This window comes from Oleiphilus sp. HI0079, from assembly GCF_001635105.1.
The window spans coordinates 1-533 of sequence record NZ_LWFT01000468.1 but is presented as its reverse complement, the minus strand read 5'-3'; the positions used below and the strand labels follow the sequence as shown (position 1 = coordinate 533).

The 533-nt window shown below is 43.3% G+C and carries 1 protein-coding gene; it reads left to right on the top strand.

The features are described 5' to 3' along the window. Positions 1-333, top strand: a 333-nt coding sequence (locus tag A3750_RS06160) for a hypothetical protein (RefSeq protein WP_231871741.1), incomplete at its 5' end; no start/stop codon positions are given. Positions 334-533: the final 200 nt, after the last annotated feature.

Below are 533 nucleotides of genomic sequence, written 5' to 3'. Positions count from 1 at the left end.
GAATATGGATTACCTGCCAATACGGCATTAACCATACAAACATCAGTATCGGGCGGTATTGTCGCGCAAGGAGCGGTTGTGAATAGCAAGCTTGAAAGAATAAGTTTCGATCTGAATCAGGATCAAAACTTTGTAAATGCCTATCGCTCAGTAAGCAAGCAACACCCTACTCTAGAATATGCCGACAATGTATCAAAACTCTCGCAAGCTTACGGCCAAAGCAATCAAGTATTTGAAAGTTTAATAAGCGAACAAGATGAATTTAACCGGTTAAGAGATTTGACCCTGCGCTTTCAGAGCCTTCAATCCCAAGCCGATTCTAGTCAGGCATAGCAGGATATTCGCTAGCTTTAATAATAGGGTGGACATTATCTCTTAGAGGTAAGGCGTCCACCTGTCTGATGAATCAAGACCGCCCGTTTACAATGCCTCTTCAAACTTGTTTTGCGCATATGCTCAGACTTAGATGACTTACTCAAAGGCTGTTACATCACCGCAACCACGTCGCAGAACAACCGGTTCTTCGTCTGACA